Annotated in this window: 12 protein-coding genes and 1 tRNA gene; 11 read left to right on the forward strand and 2 right to left on the reverse strand. The window is 35.4% G+C overall.

All coding sequences use genetic code 11. The features are described 5' to 3' along the window. Nucleotides 1-195 precede the first annotated feature (195 nt). Nucleotides 196-266 (forward strand) — tRNA-Gln (locus QWY90_RS02015). Nucleotides 267-323: 57 nt separating this feature from the next. On the opposite strand, the gene QWY90_RS02020 is transcribed toward QWY90_RS02015, so the two are convergent. Then, nucleotides 324-1,148, reverse strand: a complete 825-nt coding sequence (locus tag QWY90_RS02020; RefSeq protein WP_290284151.1) for a universal stress protein — start codon at nt 1,146-1,148, stop codon at nt 324-326. A 168-nt stretch (nt 1,149-1,316) separates the two neighbouring features. Here QWY90_RS02020 and rimP point away from each other — a divergent pair, with 168 nt between their 5' ends. From rimP to infB, 3 genes are read left to right on the forward strand one after another with little or no spacing between them, the layout of a single operon-like run. After that, a complete protein-coding gene (gene rimP / locus QWY90_RS02025; RefSeq protein ID WP_290286917.1) occupies nt 1,317-1,784 on the forward strand; it encodes a ribosome assembly cofactor RimP in 468 nt (155 codons plus the stop codon). A gap of 7 nt (nt 1,785-1,791) precedes the next feature. Further along, a complete protein-coding gene (gene nusA / locus QWY90_RS02030) occupies nt 1,792-3,033 on the forward strand; it encodes a transcription termination factor NusA (protein WP_290284152.1) in 1,242 nt (413 codons plus the stop codon). Nucleotides 3,034-3,070: 37 nt separating this feature from the next. Further along, the gene (gene infB / locus QWY90_RS02035; RefSeq protein WP_290284153.1) at nt 3,071-5,848 is read left to right on the forward strand and encodes a translation initiation factor IF-2; all 2,778 of its coding nucleotides are present in this window, start codon (nt 3,071-3,073) and stop codon (nt 5,846-5,848) included. 33 nt (nt 5,849-5,881) lie between these two features. On the opposite strand, the gene QWY90_RS02040 is transcribed toward infB, so the two are convergent. Then, nucleotides 5,882-6,271, reverse strand: a complete 390-nt coding sequence (locus QWY90_RS02040; RefSeq protein WP_290284154.1) for an SPOR domain-containing protein — start codon at nt 6,269-6,271, stop codon at nt 5,882-5,884. A gap of 217 nt (nt 6,272-6,488) precedes the next feature. Here QWY90_RS02040 and QWY90_RS02045 point away from each other — a divergent pair, with 217 nt between their 5' ends. From QWY90_RS02045 to QWY90_RS02075, 7 genes are read left to right on the forward strand one after another with little or no spacing between them, the layout of a single operon-like run. Further along, nucleotides 6,489-7,832, forward strand: a complete 1,344-nt coding sequence (locus QWY90_RS02045) for a cytochrome c3 family protein (RefSeq protein WP_290284155.1) — start codon at nt 6,489-6,491, stop codon at nt 7,830-7,832. Nucleotides 7,833-7,863: 31 nt separating this feature from the next. After that, nucleotides 7,864-10,956, forward strand: a complete 3,093-nt coding sequence (locus tag QWY90_RS02050; RefSeq protein WP_290284156.1) for a TAT-variant-translocated molybdopterin oxidoreductase — start codon at nt 7,864-7,866, stop codon at nt 10,954-10,956. Nucleotides 10,957-10,987: 31 nt separating this feature from the next. Continuing rightward, entirely contained in the window at nt 10,988-12,397 is a 1,410-nt protein-coding gene (nrfD, locus tag QWY90_RS02055; protein WP_290284157.1) for an NrfD/PsrC family molybdoenzyme membrane anchor subunit, read from the forward strand. An 8-nt stretch (nt 12,398-12,405) separates the two neighbouring features. Further along, a complete protein-coding gene (locus tag QWY90_RS02060; RefSeq protein WP_290284158.1) occupies nt 12,406-12,939 on the forward strand; it encodes a DUF3341 domain-containing protein in 534 nt (177 codons plus the stop codon). 7 nt (nt 12,940-12,946) lie between these two features. Further along, complete coding sequence (locus QWY90_RS02065) at nt 12,947-13,507, forward strand: c-type cytochrome (RefSeq protein ID WP_290284159.1); 561 nt, start codon at nt 12,947-12,949, stop codon at nt 13,505-13,507. A 27-nt stretch (nt 13,508-13,534) separates the two neighbouring features. Beyond that, complete coding sequence (locus QWY90_RS02070; RefSeq protein WP_290284160.1) at nt 13,535-14,869, forward strand: quinol:cytochrome C oxidoreductase; 1,335 nt, start codon at nt 13,535-13,537, stop codon at nt 14,867-14,869. A gap of 20 nt (nt 14,870-14,889) precedes the next feature. Beyond that, nucleotides 14,890-16,074 (forward strand): cytochrome c oxidase subunit II, encoded by a 1,185-nt coding sequence (locus QWY90_RS02075; RefSeq protein ID WP_290284161.1) that lies wholly within the window; start codon nt 14,890-14,892, stop codon nt 16,072-16,074. Nucleotides 16,075-16,094 lie beyond the last annotated feature (20 nt).

Below are 16,094 nucleotides of genomic sequence, written 5' to 3' on the forward strand. Positions count from 1 at the left end.
CAAAATTTTTCAAATAGGATAATGGGTTAATAACAAGTTTATTGAGTTTGATGTTGCATAGATTTTGGGTTTAGTTTTTAATTTTTATAGTTATTTGTTTGTGTAAAATAAAATTTGTGTTAAATTTGCACTCGCGTTAAGCAAAACGGCTGTTTCACTGAACACCGCTGTTAATATTGCTAAGTGAAGTAAAGCTGGTCTATGGTGTAATGGTAACACAACTGTTTTTGGTGCAGTCTTTCAAGGTTCGAGTCCTTGTAGACCAACAAAAAATCCTCTCAATTTGAGAGGATTTTTTGTTTTTATAACCTTGTAAATGGTATTTATATTTTAAAAGTAATTACTGGTCGCAGCGCATGATTTACTAAGTCTTCACTAATACTTCCGTTAAAAAAGTGGGAAAGACCTTTTCTACCATGTGTACTAACTCCAATTAGATCAGCATCAATATGGTCTGCGAAATGCAATATTCCGTTTTCAACATTGATATCATTATAGACATTTATGGAATAGTTATTTACAGTAAAACTAGAAACAAAGTCTTTCATGATTTCCAGGGCAACATGAGTTGGCTTGAAGGTGCTGGGTGTATTAATCATAACTAAATTTAATTCAGCTTCAAATCTATTGGCAAACTCAACAACTTTAGCAAAAGGTTTTTTTATTTCATTTGAAAAATCAGAAGCAAAAACAAATTTGTTTACACTAAAATCACCTTCGTCTTTTTTGATTATTAAAACAGGCGTGTCTGAATTACGAACAACTTTTTCTGCATTGGAACCAATAAACATTTCTTTAAATCCATTTGCGCCATGAGAGCCCATTACAATTAAATCAATGTCATTTACTTGGTTAACTTTCATAATTCCTTCGAATGCTAAATCAAATTGAATAATTTCGGAAACTTTTATTCCTTCTAAACATTCATGATCCATAAGGTCTTCCAATCTATTAAGAGCGGCATTTTTAAAAATCATAATTTCTGGAATATCTGCTCCACTGCCAACAGCATCTCCCGCCTGATGAGGTAATTCAAGAATATGAAGAAGAAAAATTTCACCATTATTTTTTTTAGCGATTTGTGCAGCAACTTTTAATGCGTATTCGGCATGTTTGGAAAAGTCAGTAGGGACTAAGATTTTTTTCATAATATAAAAGTGATTTTGTATAGTAAAAATTAACTCAATAAAGGTATTATTTTTTTTTTGATACAACAACAATTTTTGGTTTATAAAAAAATAACTATATTTGCACCGTTATTTACCATTTAAAATTAAATAATGAGGGAAGCATTGCTTCCCTCTTTTTATACAACTATGGCATTTAGAGATAAAATTTTAGCGTTATTGGAAGAAGGATTAAAGGAAAAACCTTCATTGTTTCTTGTTGATTTAACAGTTTCAGAAACATTCAAAGTCATAGTAACATTAGATGGAGATAATGGTGTAAATTTGCAGGATTGTATCGATATAAGTCGTGCAGTTGATACTAATTTAGACCGGGAAGAACAAGATTATGCATTGGAAGTAGCTTCAGCAGGAGTTTCAACACCTTTAAAAATGGTAAGACAATATCGAAAAAATATTGGAAGAACATTAAAAGTGAAAACAAGTACTGAAACTATAGAAGCAGTGTTAGATCAGGTTTCAGAAGAAAGTATTGCACTTTCTTGGACAGCAAGAGAACCAAAGAAAATAGGAAAAGGAAAAGAAACAGTGGCACATAAACGTGAAATTCCTTATTCAGATATAAAAGAAGCAATTGTTACAATAATATTTAATTAAATTAGGCATGGAGAATATTGCATTAATCGATTCGTTTTCAGAGTTTAAAGACGATAAGCTTATTGATAGAGTAACGCTTATGGCGATTTTGGAAGATGTATTTAGAAACGCATTGAAAAAGAAATACGGTTCAGACGATAATTTTGACATCATTATCAATCCTGATAAAGGTGATATGGAAATTTGGAGAAGAAGAGTTATCGTTGCTGACGATGATTTAGATTTGGAAAATGAAGAAATCACTTTAACAGAAGCAAGAAAAATTGAAGCCGATTTTGAAATTGGTGAAGAAGTTTCTGAAGAAGTAAAATTGATTGATTTAGGAAGAAGAGCTATTTTGGCTTTGCGTCAAAACCTGATTTCTAAAATTCACGAACACGACAACACCAATCTTTACAAACAATTTAAAGATTTAATAGGCGAAATTTACACTGCAGAAGTACACCATGTGCGTCCAAGAGTTGTGATTTTGATTGATGATGAAGGAAATGAAATTGTTCTGCCAAAAGAAAAACAAATTCCATCTGACTTTTTCCGTAAAGGAGACAACGTTCGAGGAATTATTGAAAGTGTTGAATTGAAAGGGAATAAGCCGCAAATTATCATGTCGAGAACGGCAGATAAATTCCTGGAAAAATTATTCGAACAAGAAATTCCGGAAGTTTTCGATGGTTTAATTATGATTAAAAATGTAGTAAGAATTCCAGGTGAAAAAGCAAAAGTAGCCGTAGATTCTTATGATGACAGAATTGATCCTGTTGGAGCTTGTGTTGGTATGAAAGGTTCAAGAATTCACGGAATTGTTCGCGAACTTGGAAATGAGAATATCGACGTAATAAATTACACAACCAATTTGCAATTATACATCACAAGAGCATTAAGTCCTGCAAAAGTATCTTCAGTTAAAATTGACGAAGAGAAAAAGAGAGCTGAAGTTTTCTTGAAATTAGAAGAGGTTTCAAAAGCTATTGGTCGTGGAGGACATAATATCAAATTGGCCGGACTTTTAACAGGCTACGAATTAGATGTCATAAGAGAAGGGATTGCTATCGAAGAAGATGATGTTGAATTAACAGAGTTCTCAGACGAAATCGATGGATGGGTAATTGACGAATTTGCAAAAATTGGATTGGATACAGCAAGAAGTATCCTGAATCAAGATGTTGCCGATTTAGTGAGAAGAACCGATTTAGAGGAAGAAACCATTTTAGAAGTAATAAGAATATTAAAAGAAGAGTTTCAAGACTAGTCTTTTAGCGCAAAATAGATAACATTAATAAGATTTTATGTCTGAAGGAAATATTAGAATTAATAAAGTTTTAAGGGAATTAAATATTTCTTTGGAAAGAGCTGTGGATTATCTAAAAGATAAGGGAATTGTCATTGAGGCAAATCCAAACACAAAAGTTTCCGATGATGTATATTCTATTCTTTGCGGACAGTTTGCCGGTGACAAAGGGAATAAAGAAGCTTCAAAAGGTGTAAGCGAAGAAATTAGAAAAGAAAAAGAAGCACTTCGAATTGAAAGAGAAAAAGAAATCGAAGACAAACGCAAGCAAGACGAAGAACGTCAGCAACAACAAGAGTTGATTAAAGCGAAAGCAACAATTGCTGCTCCAAAACAAGTTGGAAAAATTGATCTAGAGCCAAAAGCACCAGCTACTCTGATTCAACCAGCAAAACCAGTTCAGGAAGTAAAACCAGTAATTGAAAAGAAAGAAGTCGTTGCTAAGAAAGAAGAAGAAGCACCAATAGTTGTTCCAAAAGTAGAAAAAGTGGTTGCGCCAGTTGCTGAAGAAGAACCAGTTGATGAAACGCATACTACACAATATCAGAATCTTACTGGTCCGGTATTAACGGGGCAAAAAATAGATTTAGCACAATTTAATAAACCCAAAAAGAAAAAAGAGGAGTTTAAAAAAGATGGTGCTAAACCTGCAACTCCAGCTACTGGAGCAAATGTAGCAGCAAATAATGCAAACGCCAATAAAAATAAAAGAAAAAGAATTCCGGGCAAACCAGAACCAGGGAAGCCTGTTGTTGGTGGCGGTGGTGGAGGAAACGCTTTTGGACCTACTAAACCAGGTGGTGGTGCTAAGCCAGGCGGTGGCGGATTCCAAAAAGGGAATCGTCCTGCTATAGTTCAAAAAGTCGAGCCAACGGAAGAAGAAGTTAAAAATCAAATTAAAGAAACTTTAGAGCGTTTACAAGGAAAAGGAAACAAATCTAAAGCAGCAAAATATAGAAGAGATAAGCGTGATACGCACCGTCAACGGTCAGAAGACGAACAACAAGCATTAGACGAAGGAAGCAAAACAATCAAAGTAACCGAGTTTGTTACCGTAGGTGAAGTAGCAACCATGATGGATGTGCCTATTACAAAAGTAATCGGAACTTGTATGTCACTTGGCATCATGGTAACCATGAACCAACGTTTGGATGCAGAAACGTTATCAATTGTTGCTGATGAGTTTGGTTTTGAAGTTGAATTTATCACATCAGATATCGAAGATTCGATAGAAGTTGTTGAAGACAAACCTGAAGATTTAGTACCTCGTGCACCAATCGTAACCGTAATGGGTCACGTAGACCACGGTAAGACATCGTTACTGGATTATATCCGTAAAGAAAATGTAATTGCCGGAGAATCAGGTGGAATTACACAGCACATCGGTGCTTATGCCGTTACTCTTGAAGGTGGACAAAAAATCACTTTCCTAGATACACCAGGTCACGAAGCGTTTACCGCGATGCGTGCCCGTGGAGCTCAGGTTACCGATATTGCAATTATTGTAGTTGCTGCCGATGATGATATCATGCCACAAACCAAAGAAGCTATCAGCCACGCACAAGCGGCTGGAGTTCCAATGATATTTGCAATCAATAAAATAGATAAACAAGGCGCTAACCCTGAAAAGATTAAGGAGAAATTAGCAGCCATGAACTTGTTAGTGGAAGACTGGGGTGGTAAATACCAATCGCATGATATTTCGGCTAAAAAAGGAACAGGCGTAAAAGAATTGTTAGAAAAAGTATTGCTGGAAGCTGAAATTTTAGACTTAAAAGCAAACCCAAATAAACCTGCTGTTGGAACTGTTGTCGAGGCACAGTTAGACAAAGGAAGAGGTTACGTATCAACCATATTGGTACAATCAGGAACTTTGAAAGTAGGCGATTATGTATTGGCAGGAAAGAATCACGGAAAAGTGAAAGCCATGCATGATGAAAGAGGACATAGTGTGACTGAAGCTGGTCCATCAACACCAATATCTATTTTAGGTTTGGATGGTGCGTCAACGGCTGGAGATAAATTCAACGTATTTGAAGACGAAAGAGAAGCTAAACAAATTGCGACTAAACGTTTACAATTAATGCGTGAGCAATCGGTTAGAACACAACGTCATATTACCTTGGCGGAAATCGGTCGTCGTATTGCTTTAGGTCAATTTAAAGAATTGAACATTATCCTTAAAGGAGACGTGGATGGTTCTGTGGAAGCACTTTCAAGTGAGTTTTCTAAATTGTCTACAGATGAAATTCAAATCAATATTATACATAAAGGTGTTGGGGCGATTACCGAAACTGACGTAATGTTGGCTTCTGCTTCTGATGCAATTATCATCGGATTTAACGTTCGTCCGGCTGGAAATGCCCGTCAATTAGCACAAAAAGAAGAAATCGATATCAGAAGTTATTCTATTATTTACGATGCTATCAATGACTTGAAAGACGCGATGGAAGGCATGCTTTCTCCAGAAATGAAAGAAGAAATTACAGGTACGGCAGAAATCAGAGAGATTTTCAAAGTATCAAAAGTGGGAACTATCGCAGGTTGTATGGTTACCGATGGTAAAATCTTTAGAAATTCTAAAATCAGAATTATCCGTGAAGGCGTTGTTGTTTTCACAGGTGAATTAGCAACATTGAAACGTTTCAAAGACGATGTAAAAGATGTATCGAAAGGATATGACTGCGGTATGCAAATCAAGAATTACAACGATATTGAACAACTGGATATCATCGAAGCTTTCCAGGAAGTGGAGGTCAAGAAAAAGATGAAATAGTAATAAAAAAGTCCCGATTTAATCGGGACTTTTTTATTTATTAGGTTTAATCAAAAAAGCATTCGGATACTTCTTCTTTAAATCGTTTAGGTTTTTTTCAGCTTCAATTCGGGTTTTGAAATTACCAACCCAAACCTTATATAAGGGTGTGCTGAATACAATAGTGGCATCAATATTCTTGTTCTCTCTCTTAAAATCAAGCAGTGTTTTTTTAGAATTTTCGGTGTCACCATTAAAAATCTGAATTTTATACCGGTCATTTATGGTAATGGAACTGTTTATTTTTCTTTTTTCGTTTAAGAGTTGTTCAAACTTCGGGTCTTGACTTACACTTACTTTAGCCTCTTGACTATAGCTTTTTTGCGTTATAAATACCAGAGTCAGAGTCACGAAAGTGAATTTTATTTCTTTTAAAAATTTCATAAGGGTTTGATTTTTATACAAATGTAAAACTTATAGAATTAAACAAAAGAGAAAACATTATTTAGAATTAATATAAATTGATATTTAAGATATATTTAAGGTTTTGAGAATAGTTCATAAGTCGTATTTTTGTCCAAGTTTTTAATAAAGCGTCGATTTTTACTGGGAAATTTTTTAGAAAAAATCATGCCAACATTAGCCGATAATTACTTATTATATGAAAAAAGTGGGTAACCATAATTCGATTTCAAGGAAAATAATTTACAGTTTAGCTTTAATGCTAACCATCTCCTTCACTTCATTTTCACAAGCAACTCCGCCAGCAGCAGCTACACCAGCAGCAACTGCCACAGCTACAGCAGCACCAGCTGCAACCGCTGGAGGTGACGCAGTAGCAGGAAAAGCATTGTTTAACGCAAATTGTGCAGCTTGTCACAACCTTGATAGGAAAATGACAGGTCCGGCATTAAGAGGAGTTACGGGTCGTCATGCCAAAGAATGGTTTTATCCATGGATTGCCAATAGCTCGGCCATGATTAAATCTGGCGATGCTGATGCGGTTAAATTGTTCAATGAGAACAACAAAGCAGTAATGACAGCGTTTCCTCAATTGTCTAAGCAAGATGTAGATAATATTTTAGCTTATACAGATGAACCTAAACCTGTAGCTGCAACTGCACCTGGAGTTACTCCTGATGGTAAAGGTGGAAAAGCGGATGATAGCGGAATTTCAAATGACATTATTCTTGGCGCACTATCATTAGTAATGTTAATGTTGGTCGTTATGTTGTTCTTTGTAAACAATGTATTAACCAAGGTAGCTAAAGCAAATGGTATTGAAGTTGCTGAAGCAGAAAAAAGAATGCCAATTTGGAAAGCATTTGCTAAAAACCAATTTTTAGTTCTAGTATCTTCTATATTCTTATTATTAGCTAGTGGTTTTTTTGTTTATGGTTATTTAATGCAAATAGGTGTTGATCAAGATTATCAACCAGTACAGCCAATTCATTATTCTCATAGAATTCACGCAGGAAGCAACGGAATCAATTGTAAATATTGTCACTCTGCTGCTCGTGTTAGTAAAAATGCAGGTATTCCTTCTTTAAATGTTTGTATGAACTGTCATAAAAACATTGCTGAAGTATCTGACACAACTGCTACACCTGAGTATTCAAAAGCATTCTACGACGGTGAAATAAAAAAATTATACACAGCTGTTGGTTGGGATGGTTCAAAATATACCGGAAAAACTTCTCCTGTGAAATGGGTTAGAATTCATAACTTACCAGACTTTGCTTATTTCAATCACTCACAACACGTAACGGTTGCCGGAATTGAATGTCAAAAATGTCACGGTCCAGTTCAGACTTATGAAATCCAGAAACAATTTGCTCCATTAACTATGGGTTGGTGTATTAAATGTCATCGTGAGACCGATGTGAAAATGGAAGGAAATGCGTATTACACAAAAATTCACGAAGAACTTTCTAAACGTTACGGAGTAGACAAATTGACTGCTGCGCAAATGGGAGGAATCGAATGTGGTAAATGCCACTATTAAAAATAATTTAAGAAGCTAATATTTATATACGATGTCATCGAACAAAAAATACTGGAAAAGTGTTGAGGAATTAAACGAAAACAGTTCTATTGTTGAGGCGCTTAGAAATAATGAATTTGTAGAAGAAATTCCAACTGACGAATTTTTATCTGACAAAGATGCATTATCTTCTTCCTCAACTACTCGTCGTGATTTCTTGAAATACGTTGGATTTACAACTGCAGCTGCAACATTAGCAGCTTGTGAAGGTCCGGTACATAAATCAATCCCTTACGTTTTACAACCAGAGCAAATTATTCCTGGAGTTGCTGATTATTATGCAACATCTATGTTTGATGGTTTTGATTTTGCCAATTTATTAGTAAAAACACGTGAAGGGCGTCCAATTAAAATAGAAAACAACACTATTGCTGGTGCGAAGTTTGCTGCCAATGCAAGAGTTCATGCTTCTGTATTATCATTGTATGATAGTATGCGTTTGAAAAGAACGAAAGTGTCTCAAAAAGAAGCAACTTGGCAAGAAGCCGATTTAAAAATAAAAGCAAGTTTAGTCGATGCAAAAGCTAAAGGAGGACAAATAGTTTTATTGACTAATACTTTAGCAAGTCCATCAACTGAAAAATTAATAGCTGAATTTATTGCAAAAAACCCAACAGCAAAACACGTTGTTTACGATGCTGTTTCTGAATCGGCTGCATTAGATGCGTTCGAAGCAGTTTATGGAGAAAGAGATTTAGTAGATTATGATTTTTCAAAAGCAAATACTATAGTTTCACTTGATGCTGACTTCTTAGGCGATTGGCAAGGAGGAAGTTTTGATTCGGGTTATGCAAAAGGAAGAGTTCCTCAAGCCGGAAAAATGTCAAAACACTATCAGTTTGAAGCGAACATGACTTTGTCCGGAGCTGCTGCTGATAAGCGTGTTCCAATGACCATTGCAAATCAAAAACAAGCTTTAGTTAAAATATATAATGTAATTACAGGTTCTGCGATATCAACAGGAAAAGTTGATAATGAGGATGTCGTTACGAAAGCAGCACAACAATTGAAAGCTGCAGGAAGCAAAGGACTTTTAGTTTCAGGAATCCAAGATAAAAATGCTCAGTTATTAGTTTTAGCTATCAATCAAGCTTTGGCTAGTGAAGCATTTTCAACTATCGGAACTCGTCAAATCAGAAAAGGATCTAACGAAAAAGTAGCTCAATTAGTTGCTGATATGAATGCAGGAAGTGTTCATACTTTAATAATGAGTGGCGTGAATCCGGTTTACACTTTAGCCGATAGTGCTAAATTCGTAAGCGGATTGAAAAAAGTAAAATTATCAGCTGCATTTTCTTTAAGAGAAGATGAAACAGCTTCAATCACAAATATAGCAGTTCCTGCACCTCACTATTTAGAGTCTTGGAACGATTTAATGTTGACCAAAGGAACTTATTCTTTAACACAACCAACCATTCGTCCATTATTCAGCTCTAAACAATTCCAAGAAGGATTATTGTCATGGAATGGAAACAGCGCAGCTTATTATGATTACATAAAAGCAAATGCTACAGCATATACAAATGGTGCTTCATGGAACCAGACGGTTCATGATGGTATTGCTATTGGAGCTTCTACTAGTGCATCTGCAAGTTCAGCTGATTATGCTGCTGCGGCTAACGTATTGGCACAATCAAAACCTGTCAACGGATTTGAATTAGTATTGTATACTAAAACAGGTTTAGGTGATGGGCAACAAGCTAATAATCCATGGTTGCAAGAGTTACCAGACCCTATCACGAGAGTATCTTGGGATAACTATGTTACAGTTTCTCCTTCAGACGCCAGAGATAAAGCTTTAGGTTTTGAAAATAAAATTGTTGCTAACGGTGGACTTAACGGAAGTTATGCAACACTTACGGTAAACGGAATCAAATTAGAAAATGTTCCAGTTATAATCCAACCAGGACAAGCTAAAGGAACTTTAGGGTTAGCTTTAGGTTATGGTAAAAAAGTTGGACTAAAAGAAGAAATGCAAGTGGGTCTTAATGCATATGCATTTTACGCTGGCTTCAATAATGTACAATCAGCTTCTATCGCTAAAGCAAGTGGAGAACATGAGTTTGCTTGTGTTCAGTCACAAAAAACGTTGATGGGAAGAGGCGATATCATCAAAGAAACAAACTTAACTATTTTCAATACTAAAGACGCTAAAGAATGGAATACTGTTCCTATGGTATCTTTGGATCACAAAGAAGTTGAAGCAACATCTGTAGATTTATGGGATTCGTTTGATCGTTCAGTTGGTCACCATTTTAATCTATCAATAGATTTGAACGCTTGTACCGGTTGTGGTGCTTGTGTTATTGCTTGTCATGCTGAAAATAACGTCCCGGTTGTTGGAAAAGCAGAAATCAGAAGAAGCCGTGATATGCACTGGTTGCGTATTGACAGATACTACTCATCTGAAGATACTTTTGCTGAAGACAACGAGAAAAAAGAAAACTTTGATGGACTTGATTTAGTTGGCTTTATAGCCGGAAATGAAGAGACTAAAGGTTCGCTAGGAGGATTCAGAAAAATGGAAAGTCCAGCGGATAATCCACAAGTATCTTTCCAACCTGTAATGTGTCAACATTGTAATCACGCACCTTGCGAAACTGTTTGTCCTGTGGCAGCAACTTCTCATGGTCGTCAAGGTCAAAACCAAATGGCTTATAACAGATGTGTCGGAACTCGTTACTGTGCAAACAACTGTCCATATAAAGTACGTCGTTTTAACTGGTTCTTATATAACGGTAACGACGAATTTGATTTCCATATGAATGATGATTTAGGTCGTATGGTTATTAATCCAGATGTAAATGTTCGCTCACGTGGAGTTATGGAAAAATGTTCTATGTGTATTCAAAAAACACAGTTGACTATTTTAACAGCAAAACGTGAAGGAAGAGAAGTAGCTGTTAATGAATTCCAAACTGCTTGTTCGGCAGCTTGTTCAACAGGAGCTATGGTATTTGGAGATGTTAACAATAAAGAAGATCAAGTTACAAAACTATCCGAAGATAAAAGAATGTACCACTTACTAGAAAGTGTTGGTACAAAACCAAATGTGTTTTATCACGTTAAAGTTAGAAATACGTAGTATAAAAATATTAATTAAGAAATAAAGGAATATGTCGTCTCATTACGAAGCACCCATTAGAAAACCATTAGTTATTGGTGAGAAATCTTATCACGATATAACTGTAGATATAGCTGCTCCAATTGAAGGAAGAGCCAACAAACAATGGTGGACTGTATTTAGTATTGCATTAATAGCTTTCCTTTGGGGAATTGGCTGTATCATTTATACCATTTCAACAGGTATTGGAACTTGGGGTTTAAATAAAACCGTTGGTTGGGCTTGGGATATTACTAACTTTGTTTGGTGGGTAGGTATTGGTCACGCCGGAACACTTATCTCTGCCGTGTTATTATTATTCCGTCAACGATGGAGAATGGCCATTAACCGTTCTGCAGAAGCGATGACTATTTTTTCTGTAATCCAAGCGGCAATATTTCCGGTTATACACATGGGACGTCCATGGTTAGCATATTGGGTATTACCAATTCCGAATCAATTTGGATCGCTTTGGGTAAACTTTAACTCTCCATTACTTTGGGATGTATTTGCCATCTCAACGTATCTTTCTGTATCCTTGGTTTTCTGGTGGACAGGATTGTTACCTGACTTTGCAATGCTTAGAGACAGAGCTGTAACACCTTTCAGTAAAAAGATTTATTCTATATTAAGTTTTGGATGGAGCGGAAGAGCTAAAGACTGGCAACGTTTTGAAGAAGTATCTTTGGTACTTGCAGGTTTAGCAACGCCACTTGTACTTTCGGTTCACACGATTGTAAGTATGGACTTTGCTACTTCAATTGTACCAGGTTGGCATACTACCATTTTCCCACCTTACTTTGTTGCGGGAGCAGTATTTTCAGGATTCGCAATGGTAAACACCTTGCTTATCATTATGAGAAAAGTGTCAAACCTTGAAGATTATATCACAATTCAACATATCGAATTAATGAACATTGTAATAATGATTACAGGTTCTATCGTAGGTGTTGCTTACATTACTGAGCTATTTATCGCTTGGTATTCAGGAGTTGAATTTGAACAATATGCATTCCTGAACAGAGCTACCGGTCCTTACTGGTGGGCATATTGGTCGATGATGACCTGTAATGTTTTCTCTCCTCAGTTTATGTGGTTCAAGAAATTAAGAACAAGTATTATGTTCTCTTTCATTATCTCTATTGTAGTAAACATCGGTATGTGGTTTGAGCGTTTCGTAATTATCGTTACCTCATTACACAGAGATTACCTTCCATCATCATGGACGATGTTCCAACCAACATTTGTAGATATTGGAATTTTTATTGGAACAATAGGTTTCTTCTTTGTATTATTCCTTTTATATGCCAGAACTTTCCCAGTGATTGCTCAAGCAGAGGTTAAAACAATCTTGAAATCCTCGGGAGAAAATTTTAAGAGACAAAGAGAATTAGAAGATCACAATCATTCAGATAAACATTAATAATTGCTATGAGTAGTAATAAAGTTATACACGCAATATACAATGATGATGATATCTTAATGGATGCTGTAAAGCAAACCAGAAAAGCGCATCACCATATTGAAGAAGTTTTTACACCATTTCCAGTTCATGGTTTGGATAAAGCAATGGGACTTGAACCAACACGATTAGCTATTTGTGCTTTCATCTATGGATTAATTGGTTTGACAGTAGCCACGACCATGATGAATTATATCATGATTCAGGATTGGCCACAAGATATTGGAGGAAAACCAAGTTTTGCTTACTATCAAAACATGCCGGCTTTCGTGCCTATTATGTTTGAGATGACGGTATTCTTTGCAGCGCATTTAATGGTTATCACTTTTTATATGAGAAGTAGATTATGGCCATTCAAACAAGCTGAAAACCCAGATGTTAGAACAACAGACGACCATTTCCTAATGGAAGTATCCGTTAAAGATAATGAAGATGAATTGGTGAAGTTTTTGAAAAGCACAGGCGCAGTAGAAGTTATAGTAGTTGAAATTGATAAGCATTAATATAGATATGAAAAGTTTACTTAAAATAGCATTTGTATTAGGTATCGTTGTTTCCTTTTCGTCTTGTAAAGATAATTTGAAACCAAACTACCAATACATGCCCAATATGTATGAATCGGTAGCTTATGAAACCTATTCAGAATCGAATGCTTTCAATTCGCCATCAGGTTTAAAAGGTAAAGAAGGTCAATTGCCAGTCGATGGATCAATTAAAAGAGGTTTTGTTCCTTACGAAATTCCAAATACCACAGAAGGGTATGCTTTTTCAAAGACAATTGTAAAATCACCATTAGATTCTACTGCTGTTGACATGAAAAAGGCTGAAGAATTATACGGAATTTACTGTGCTATTTGTCATGGAGAAGCTGGAAATGGCATGGGAAAATTAGTGAAGCAACAAAAATTTCTTGGTGTTCCAAATTACAAAGACAGACAAGTAACTATAGGAAGTATTTTCCATGTTGAAACGTACGGATTAAATTCAATGGGTTCTTACGCGAATCAATTGAGTCAACAAGAGCGTTGGATGGTTGCGGCTTATGTTCTTGAACTTAAAAGCAAATTATAATTGTAAAACAAACTGATTGTTATAGATATGTATACCTTTTCAAGTAAATTAAAAACTTTTTCTTTCATCTTAATGCTTTTAGGAGCTTTGGGTATTGGTATTGGTTTTATGTCGGCCCCAAAAACAATTCAAGATGTTGAGACTATTCTGAAAGCGGAAGAAGCACATCATGAAGGTGGACACGAAGCAGCAGCAACTCATGAAGAAGTAAAGTCTCCGGCCGAAGCTAAAGCAGAACATGAAGAGCATGTTGAACATGTTTTTCATCAATTACAAAATAAACCATGGGCTGCATTATATGTTGCCTGTATCTTCTTCTTGTTAATAACTATGGGTGTTTTAGCATTCTATGGTATTCAACAAGTGGCACAAGCAGGTTGGTCTCCGGTGTTGTTTAGAGTAATGCAGGGAATTACGGCTTATTTACCGGTAATATCAGTTATTTTCTTCGTATTCCTATTGTTGTCAGGATTCCATCTTAACCATTTGTTTGTATGGATGAATGAAGGAGTTACTGACCCTAAAAGTCCAAATTATGACGAAATAATTGCAGGCAAATCAGGCTATCTAAATTTTGCTTTTTGGATTTCAAGAGCGGCTATATTCTTATTAGGTTGGAATTTATACCGTTACTTATCTAGAAAAAATTGTTTGGCACAAGACGCAGCTAGTGATGATGTTTTCTATAAAAAGAACTTCAAAATGTCAGCAGCATTTTTAGTATTCTTTATCGTTTCTGAATCTATCATGTCTTGGGATTGGATTATGTCTTTAGACCCACATTGGTTCAGTACACTTTTTGGATGGTATGTTTTTGCCAGTTTCTTTGTAAGTGGTATTACCGTGATTCAAATGGTAACTATCTATTTAAAATCTAAAGGGTATTTAGAGAATGTAAATTCTAGCCATATTCATGATTTATCAAAATTCATGTTTGGTATCAGCGTTTTCTGGACATACTTATGGTTTTCACAATTTATGTTGATTTGGTATGCTAACATTCCTGAAGAAGTTACTTATTTCAAAACGAGAATAGAAGTTTATAACTTGCCATTCTTTGGTGCTTTCTTTATGAATTTCGTATTCCCAATTTTACTTTTAATCAACAGCGATTTCAAACGTATTTTCTGGATTGTTGTTATGGGCGGAATCGTAATCTTGTTTGGACACTATGTTGACTTTTTCAACATGATTATGCCGGCAACAGTTGGTGACAGATGGTTTATAGGAATTCCTGAAATATCAGCATTATTATTTTTCTTTGGATTATTCATTTTTGTAGTATTCAGCGCTTTAGCAAAAGCACCGCTAGTTCCAAAACGAAATCCTTTTATTGAAGAAAGTAAACATTTTCATTATTAATATTTTAAAGTAAATTACAAATGACAACTCTTTTGGTACTTATAGTTGTAGTTTTATTGGCCGTTGCCTTGTGGCAGTTAACTAAGATATTCGACTTAACACAAGTTGGCGTGAAGGTTAGCGATACACAGGTTGCAAGCGATAATGATAATAAAGTAAATGGATATTTAATGTTTGCTTTCTTAGGATTCATTTACCTGACTACTATTTATTGTTTCTTAAACTATGGACACTTTCCTTTAGTTAGTAATTCGGCATCACAACATGGTCCTGAAGTAGATAATCTTATGATTATCTCGATGACAATTATTTTTATTGCTCAAACTATTACTCAAGCTTTATTGCATTATTTTGCTTTTAAATATAGAGGAAGAGAAGGTCAAAAAGCACTTTACTTTTCAGATAGTAATAAATTAGAATTTATTTGGAGTATTATACCAGCTATCGTATTGGCGGTATTAATTCTTTATGGATTGTACGCTTGGACTAACATTATGTTTGTCTCTGAAAAAGATGATAAAAACGCCGTAGTGATTGAACTTTATGCGCAACAATTTAAATGGACTGCAAGATATTCTGGAGCAGATGATGTTTTAGGAAAAGCAAACGTAAGATATATTGAAGGTGTAAATAACTTAGGTGTTGATTTATCAGATCCAAATGCACAAGATGATTTCATGTCTTCTGAATTACACATTCCAAAAGGGACAAGAGTTGTTTTTAAAATTCGTTCTCAAGACGTTTTGCACTCGGCTTACATGCCTCACTTTAGAGCACAAATGAACTGTGTTCCCGGTATGGTAACCAACTTCTCGTTCATTCCAACAGTTACTACTGCCGAAATGAGAGAAAAACCAGAGATGGTTGAGAAAGTAGCAAACATTAATAGCATCAGAGCAAAAAAAAGTGCCGATTTAGTTGCAAAAGGTGAAGCCGCCCTTGATCCTTATACCTTTGATTATTTATTGTTGTGTAATAAAATATGTGGTGCATCTCATTACAATATGCAAATGAAAATTGTTGTTGACACACCAGAAGAATACAAAGCTTGGTTAAAAGAAAATGCGCCAAAAACTATTGTACTAGCGGTTAAAACTGCAGCAGCAGAAGCAAAAGCATCTGAAGCAGGAGCAACACAAACAAAGGATTCAACAAATGCAGCAAGCAAAGACACTACAGTAGTTGCTCAAGCAGAAATGAAATAATTTATAAAATTTAAAGTTTA

It is taken from the genome of Flavobacterium paronense (genome assembly GCF_030409795.1).
GTDB lineage: Bacteria > Bacteroidota > Bacteroidia > Flavobacteriales > Flavobacteriaceae > Flavobacterium > Flavobacterium paronense.

Coding starts and splice junctions, on each gene's coding strand:
- QWY90_RS02020 (WP_290284151.1), bottom strand. CDS start 1,148: ATGAAAAAAATCTTAGTCCCTACTGACTTTTCCAAACATGCCGAATAC.
- rimP (WP_290286917.1), top strand. CDS start 1,317: ATGGCATTTAGAGATAAAATTTTAGCGTTATTGGAAGAAGGATTAAAG.
- nusA (WP_290284152.1), top strand. CDS start 1,792: ATGGAGAATATTGCATTAATCGATTCGTTTTCAGAGTTTAAAGACGAT.
- infB (WP_290284153.1), top strand. CDS start 3,071: ATGTCTGAAGGAAATATTAGAATTAATAAAGTTTTAAGGGAATTAAAT.
- QWY90_RS02040 (WP_290284154.1), bottom strand. CDS start 6,271: ATGAAATTTTTAAAAGAAATAAAATTCACTTTCGTGACTCTGACTCTG.
- QWY90_RS02045 (WP_290284155.1), top strand. CDS start 6,489: ATGAAAAAAGTGGGTAACCATAATTCGATTTCAAGGAAAATAATTTAC.
- QWY90_RS02050 (WP_290284156.1), top strand. CDS start 7,864: ATGTCATCGAACAAAAAATACTGGAAAAGTGTTGAGGAATTAAACGAA.
- nrfD (WP_290284157.1), top strand. CDS start 10,988: ATGTCGTCTCATTACGAAGCACCCATTAGAAAACCATTAGTTATTGGT.
- QWY90_RS02060 (WP_290284158.1), top strand. CDS start 12,406: ATGAGTAGTAATAAAGTTATACACGCAATATACAATGATGATGATATC.
- QWY90_RS02065 (WP_290284159.1), top strand. CDS start 12,947: ATGAAAAGTTTACTTAAAATAGCATTTGTATTAGGTATCGTTGTTTCC.
- QWY90_RS02070 (WP_290284160.1), top strand. CDS start 13,535: ATGTATACCTTTTCAAGTAAATTAAAAACTTTTTCTTTCATCTTAATG.
- QWY90_RS02075 (WP_290284161.1), top strand. CDS start 14,890: ATGACAACTCTTTTGGTACTTATAGTTGTAGTTTTATTGGCCGTTGCC.